The 6,122-nt window shown below is 74.0% G+C and carries 7 protein-coding genes; 6 read left to right on the plus strand and 1 reads right to left on the minus strand.

Annotated features, from left to right (window positions below; translation table 11 throughout):
- Positions 1 to 240 precede the first annotated feature (240 nt).
- Positions 241 to 1,911, minus strand: coding sequence for an NFACT RNA binding domain-containing protein (locus tag VFZ20_RS13640; RefSeq protein ID WP_329684445.1), 1,671 nt, complete (start codon positions 1,909 to 1,911; stop codon positions 241 to 243).
- Positions 1,912 to 2,008: 97 nt separating this feature from the next.
- Between VFZ20_RS13640 and panB the strand changes: the two genes are divergently transcribed.
- Genes panB through VFZ20_RS13670 form a run of 6 tightly spaced genes read left to right on the plus strand, consistent with a single transcriptional unit; the run spans position 2,009 to position 6,043 of the window.
- Positions 2,009 to 2,830: a 3-methyl-2-oxobutanoate hydroxymethyltransferase gene (gene panB, locus VFZ20_RS13645; RefSeq protein ID WP_329684446.1), complete on the plus strand. Its 822-nt coding sequence runs from the start codon at positions 2,009 to 2,011 to the stop codon at positions 2,828 to 2,830.
- Entirely contained in the window at positions 2,827 to 3,690 is an 864-nt protein-coding gene (gene panC, locus VFZ20_RS13650; RefSeq protein WP_329684447.1) for a pantoate--beta-alanine ligase, read from the plus strand. The genes panB and panC overlap by 4 nt, the downstream gene beginning before the upstream one ends.
- Before the next feature lie 30 nt (positions 3,691 to 3,720).
- Positions 3,721 to 4,098, plus strand: coding sequence for an aspartate 1-decarboxylase (panD, locus tag VFZ20_RS13655; protein ID WP_329684448.1), 378 nt, complete (start codon positions 3,721 to 3,723; stop codon positions 4,096 to 4,098).
- 8 nt (positions 4,099 to 4,106) lie between these two features.
- Positions 4,107 to 4,940 (plus strand): hypothetical protein, encoded by an 834-nt coding sequence (locus tag VFZ20_RS13660; RefSeq protein ID WP_329684449.1) that lies wholly within the window; start codon positions 4,107 to 4,109, stop codon positions 4,938 to 4,940.
- Positions 4,930 to 5,511: an HD domain-containing protein gene (locus tag VFZ20_RS13665; protein ID WP_329684450.1), complete on the plus strand. Its 582-nt coding sequence runs from the start codon at positions 4,930 to 4,932 to the stop codon at positions 5,509 to 5,511. Before VFZ20_RS13660 ends, VFZ20_RS13665 begins: the two co-directional genes overlap by 11 nt.
- On the plus strand, positions 5,489 to 6,043 hold the full coding sequence (locus tag VFZ20_RS13670) for a LytR C-terminal domain-containing protein (protein ID WP_329684451.1): 555 nt from the start codon (positions 5,489 to 5,491) through the stop codon (positions 6,041 to 6,043). The genes VFZ20_RS13665 and VFZ20_RS13670 overlap by 23 nt, the downstream gene beginning before the upstream one ends.
- The last annotated feature ends 79 nt before the right edge of the window (positions 6,044 to 6,122 follow it).

The raw sequence follows: 6,122 nt of genomic DNA on the forward strand, positions 1-6,122 counted from the left end.
GGCCCTCACCCGCTCGCTGTCGCTCGCACCCTCTCCCGCAAACTGCGCGGGAGAGGGTGTAGACTTCTACGAGCCCTGGGGCGCGTAGCGACCTCCCCGTCAAAGCAGTTCTCCCCCTCCCCCGCGAAGCGGGGGCAGGGGGCCGGGGGGAGGGGGCCCTCGCCCGAGGGAGACACCTTCCTCCCCCGCTGAAACCCGGCCTTGCGTCCGTCGCGGCCTCGCCTAGTCCCTCCCAATCCCTCACTCCGCCCGCAGCCGCTCCTCCAGCGCGCCGTCCGGCGCGACGAACACGGTCTTCGCGTGCAGGATGGACACGCGGCCGGGCGGGGCGCCGCGCGGCTTGCGCACGTACTTGCGACGCGTCCAGTCCACGGCCACGGTGCCCGACGTGCGCGCCTTGCTGTACCACGCCGCCAGCGTCGCCGCCTCCTCCAAATCCCGGGCCGGGGGCGCGCCCTCGCCCGCCCAGCGCAGCACCACGTGCGAGCCGGGCACCGAGCGCGCGTGCAGCCACACGTCCGACGGCAGGCAGTTGCCGAACGTCAGCCGGTCGTTGTCCTTGGACGTCCGCCCCACGCGCACCTCCAGCCCGCCGGACGTGCGGTAGAGTCGGTACGGCAGGCGCTCCACGGGCTGCGCCCTGGACTTCTTCTCCTTCTGCTCGGAGCGGAGCAGCGCGCCCGTGACCCACTCGGGCACCTCGCCGCGCTCCAGGGCGTCGACCGCGCCCGCCCAACGCTCGCGGTCGCGCTCCGCCTGCTCCAGCACCTCGGGGATGCGCGCCTCGGCGCGGGCGCGGCGGCGGGCCTCGGCGTACAGGCGCTCGGCGTTCTCGTGCGGCTTGAGGGCCGGGTCCAGCGACACCTCCGTCTCTCCGCCGTCAAAGTCCGGCAGCACCACGGACGACGCGCCCGGCTCCGCCCAGTCCAGGTGCGCCAGCAGCAGGTCGCCGTGCGCGCGCAGCCGCTCCGCCTCGCCCACGCCCGCCAGCTCTGCCCGCAGGCTGCCGATGCGCCGCTCCGCGCCCGCCAGCCGCTTGCGCGCGCGGGCCAGCAGGGCGCCGGCCACGTCCTCCTCCCCCTCCGCGGGCGCCGCGCCGGCCGCCGTCTCCATGGCCCCCAGGAGCGAGTCCGCCGGCTGATACGAGACGCCGTCCAGGGGGATGGGATACGGCTGCGGGCCCTGGGGCGTGTGAAGCACGAACGCGCCGTCCGGGTCGCCGTCCGCCAGTTCCCACCAGCGGTCAAAGGCGGCGGCGAGCGCGTCCTCCCCCTCCCGCGTCGCCGCCGGGCCCAGGAGGGACGCGGCGTTCACGGGGCTGGTGTAGGCGAAGCGGCGGACGAGCTCGCGGGCGCGCTCCGCGGGCGGCAGGTGCGAAAGACGCGACATCCACGCGCCCAGCAGCTCCGCGCGCGGCCGGTCGGGGAGGGTGCGCTTCGCGGGCTCCGGGGGACGGTAGACGGCGCCGGGGCGCAGCGTTCGTCCCCCCGCGTCGCGGGCGCGCAGGACGGAGACGATGCGCCGGTCCTCGCTGTCCACCAGCAGCGCGTTCCACTGGTTGGTGTGCAGCTCCACGACGAGCGAGCGCCGCCCGCCGCGAAACCGGCCGCCCTCGTGCAGGTCCACGCGCAGCAGCCGCTCGTCCGCGGGCGCGCTCACGCGGACCACGCGGGCGGACAGGTCCAGGTCCTCGCGGAGGGTGGCCGCCTCGTCGTCGCCGACCAGGCGGATCCACCCCCGTTGCGGATGGAGGTCGAAGCGCAGGGCCTGGCCCCGGTCCAGCGGCAGGGTGCAGGACAGGTCGGCGTCGAAGACGGGCTGGGGCAGGGCCTGGCGCCCCTGCAGCGCGGCGCGCAGCTCCCCCGAGAGGGCGCGCACCAGCAGCGGATCGTAGCGGATGAGGTTTGACACGGGGGTAAAATCCCGGTAGCTTCCCGGCACGTCAACCCGCCGTCACGAGCCGGCAACGGCGTGGCGGCGGCTGTGATTTCGCGGAGCTCGGACCACCATGTCCACACAGCGCGGTGGCGGAGCGCGGCGGCTGGCCGCAACAGACCTCCGCGAGATGAAGCGCCGCGGCGACAAGATCGCGGCCATCACGGCGTACGACTTCCTCTTCGCCCGGCTGGTGGATGCCGCCGGCGTGGACGTCGTGCTCGTGGGCGATTCCCTGGGCCACGTGATCCAGGGGCTCGACACCACCCTGCCCGTCACGCTCGACGACATGATCTACCACGCCCGTGCCGTGCGGCGCGGAGTAGAGCGGGCCCTGCTCGTCGTCGACCTTCCCTTCCTGACCTACCAGATCTCCCGCGAGGACGCGCTGCGCAACGCCGGCCGCGTGCTGCGGGAGTCCGGTGCCTCCGCCGTAAAGCTCGAGGGCGGCTCCCCCGACACCTGCGCCATCGTTCGCGCGCTGGTGGACGCCGGCATTCCCGTCATGGGCCACCTGGGCTTTACCCCCCAGTCCGTGAACCAGCTGGGCGTGCGCGTCCAGGCGCGCGAAGAGGCCGCGGCCGACCGCCTCGTGGAGGACGCGAAGCGGCTGGAGGAGGCGGGCGCCTTTTCCGTCGTCCTGGAGCTGGTCCCCGGCACCGTGGCGGAGCGGGTGACGGCGGCGCTGTCCATCCCCACCATCGGGATCGGGGCGGGGGCGGGGTGCGACGGGCAGGTGCTGGTGCTGCACGACATGCTGGGGCTGAACCCCGGCTTCACCCCCCGCTTTCTCCGCATCTTCGCGGACGTGGGGCAGGTGGCGGGCGACGGGGTGCGCGAGTACGTCCGCACGGTCAAGGCGGGCGAGTACCCCGCCGCGGAGCACACGTTTTGACCGCCGCCACGGAAACGCGCGTCGTCCGGACGCGCGACGAGGTGCGCCACGCCGTCCGCGACGCGCGCATGGCGGGTGGGACGGTGGCCCTCGTGCCCACGATGGGCTACCTGCACGCGGGGCACCTGTCGCTGGTGGACCGCGCGCGGGAGCTGGCGGACTTCGTGGCCATGTCCATCTTCGTGAACCCGCTGCAGTTCGCGCCCACGGAAGACCTGGCCCGCTACCCGCGCGACTTCGACCGCGACCTGGAGATGGCGCGCGGCCGGGGCGTGGACCTGGTCTTTGCGCCGGGCGTGGAGGAGATGTACCCGGGCGGCGAGCCGCAGGTGTCCGTCGTCCCCGCCGGGACGCTCACGGAGCGCATGGAGGGCGCCATTCGCCCCGGTCACTTTCGCGGCGTGCTGACCGTGGTCGCCAAGCTGTTCGGCATCTTCACGCCGGACGTGGCCGTGTTCGGGCAAAAGGACTTTCAGCAGGCGGCGCTCATCCGGCGGATGGCGCTGGACCTGGACCTGGGGGTGCGGGTGGAGGTGGCCCCGATCGTGCGCGAGCCCGACGGCTTGGCGATGAGCTCGCGAAACGTTTATCTTTCACCCGATGAACGGGAGCGCGCCCTGGCGCTCTCGCGTGGCCTGGAGCACGGCCGCGCCCTGTTCGCCGCGGGCGAGCGGGACGCGGATGCGCTCCGGGCCGCCTTGCGAGAGGCCCTGGACGTCCCGGGCGTGGAGGCGGAGTACGCCGAGGCGGCGAATCCCCTGACCCTGGAGCCCGTCGCCGCGGCCGAGCCCGGGACCGTGCTCCTGGTGGCGGCCCGGGTGGGCAGGACGCGGCTGATCGACAACGCGGTCCTTTCCTGATCCCTGCAGGCTCGTACGAAGGAGACTGCGATGCTGCGCACGATGTGCAAGAGCAAGATCCACCGGGCCACCGTGACCGGCGCGGATCTCAACTATATCGGCTCCATCACCATCGACCCGGTGCTGATGGAGGCCGCCGACCTGCTGGAGTTCGAGCAGGTGAGCGTGGTGAACGTGAACAACGGCGCGCGGTTCGAGACGTACGTCATCCCCGGCGAGACGGGCAGGGGGGAGATCTGCCTGAACGGGGCGGCCGCGCGGCTGGTGCACCCCGGCGACAAGGTGATCATCATCTCCTACGCCCAGTACGACGAGGCGGAGATGGAGGCGTACCGGCCGCAGTTCATCTTCGTGGACGAGCAGAACCGCATCTCGCGCGACGCGCTGCGGGCCGTGGGCAGCTCCTGAGGCGTCCGATGGCGCCCTGGACCGGCGTCGTCCTCGCGCTCGCGGAAACCGGGACCCACGAGATGCGGTCCCGGCTTTCCACCTACCTGCACCCGCTGGCCGGCCGGCCGCTGGCCTGGCACGCGGTGCAGGCCATGGCCTTGCTGGGCCCGGCGCGCGTGGTCGTGGCCGGCGGGCCGGAGCTGGGGCCCGAGCTGTTCGCGGACCTGCCCGGCGAGGTGCGGGTGCTGGACGCCGACGACCTGGGCTGGGCCCTCACGGCGGCCGTGGAAGGCGGCGGCCGCGTGCTGGCCGTGGACGCCGCCGCGCCCACCGCGGGCGACGAGCTGCGCCGGCTGCTGGAGCTGCAGGGCGACGCCGTGCTCACGGGCGACGACGGCGCCGTGCTGGCGGCGTGGCTGGGCGCGGAGGGCGCGGCGGCCCTGGCGCAGGGGCGCGGCGACCTGGGTGCGTTGCGCAGGGCCCTTTCGGAAGCGGACGAACTTCGCGATGATGATGGGTTCGTCGTCCATTCGCGCGAGGCGCTGGCGCGGGCGTCGGCGTGCATCCGCGACCGCGTCGTCCGGCGGCTGATGGAGGGCGGGGTCACGTTCCTGGTCCCCGGCTCCGTCCTGGTGGACGTGGACGTGCTCATCGGCCGCGACACGGTGGTGTACCCCGGCGTGGTGCTGGAGGGGCAGACCGTGGTGGGCGAGGAGACCGTCATCGGCCCGTCGTGCCGCATCATCAGCACCCGCATTGGGAGCGGGGTGGAGCTCAAGGGCTTCAACTACCTCTCGCACACCTCCATCCGCAACCACGCCGTCCTGGAACCGTATGTCCGTCGCGGCTTTGACGAGTGAGCCGGGCCTGGGCCCCGTGGCCCGCGCCGCGGCCCGGGGCGAGCTTCCCGACTGGGCGCGCGCGTCGGAAAAGCGGCGCGCGCACATTGGCCGGGTGGCCGCGCTGCTGGGCGAGTGGGCGCGGGGCCTGGGGCTGTCCGCGGCCGAGCAGGAGCGGTGGCTGGCCGCCGGCTGGCTGCACGACGTGCTGCGCGAGGCCCCGCCCGAGGAGCTGCGCCCGCTCGTCCCCGAGGCGTTCCGCGCCCTGCCGCCCAAGCTGCTGCACGGCCCCGCCGCGGCGGAGCGCCTTGCCGGCGAGGCCGACGCGGAGCTGCTGGAGGCCATCCGCTACCACACGCTGGGCTCCGCCCGCTTTGGCACGCTGGGGCGCGCGCTGTACCTGGCGGACTTCCTGGAGCCGGGCCGCCGCTACGAGCCGGAGTGGACGGCCTCGCTGCGCGCGCGCATGCCGCACGACCTGGACGCGGTGATGCGCGACGTGGTGCGCGCCCGCGTGCGGCACGTGGAGGAAAGCGGCTCCGTCCTGCACCCCGAGACCCGCGCGCTGTATGAGCAGGTCCAAGGGGCGTAGCACCGCGCCGTCGTCGTCCGGCGCCGGCAAGCGCCTGCAGACCATCGGCCTGTTCGGCCTGCTGCTGGTGGTGGCGGGGCTCGTTGGCTCGCTGGTTGCGGGGGTGATGGGCGGCCAGCGCGGCGGGGCGGGCGATGGCGTGGCGGCGGATTCCGGCCGCGCGCCGTCGGAGCGCGCGGCGGCGAGAAGTGACGTGCCGCGGCCGACGGAGCGGGTGCGCGTGGAGGTGCTGAATGCGTCCGGCGTGCCGGGCCTGGCGCGGCGGGGAACGGAGGCGCTGCGGGACGTGGGCTTCGACGTGGTGAACTACGGCAACGCGCCGGGGTTCGCGCCGGATTCGTCGCTGGTGCTGGACCGCGTGGGCCGCATGGAGCTGGCCCGCTCCGTGGCCGACGCGATCCAGGTCCCCCGCGTCTACGCGCGGCCGGACAGCAACGTCTACGTGGACGTGACGGTGGTCCTGGGCCGTGACTGGGCCGCCGAGAACGCCGACCCGCCCGCGGAAGAGCCCGCGCCGGAGGAGGCTCCATAACGCAGCAGCCCGGCCGCCATCCGCGACCGGGCTGTTTTGTTTTCCTCCCTGTCCCATGCTGTCATTCTGAGCGACCGAG

The organism is Longimicrobium sp. (assembly GCF_036280135.1).
GTDB lineage: Bacteria > Gemmatimonadota > Gemmatimonadetes > Longimicrobiales > Longimicrobiaceae > Longimicrobium.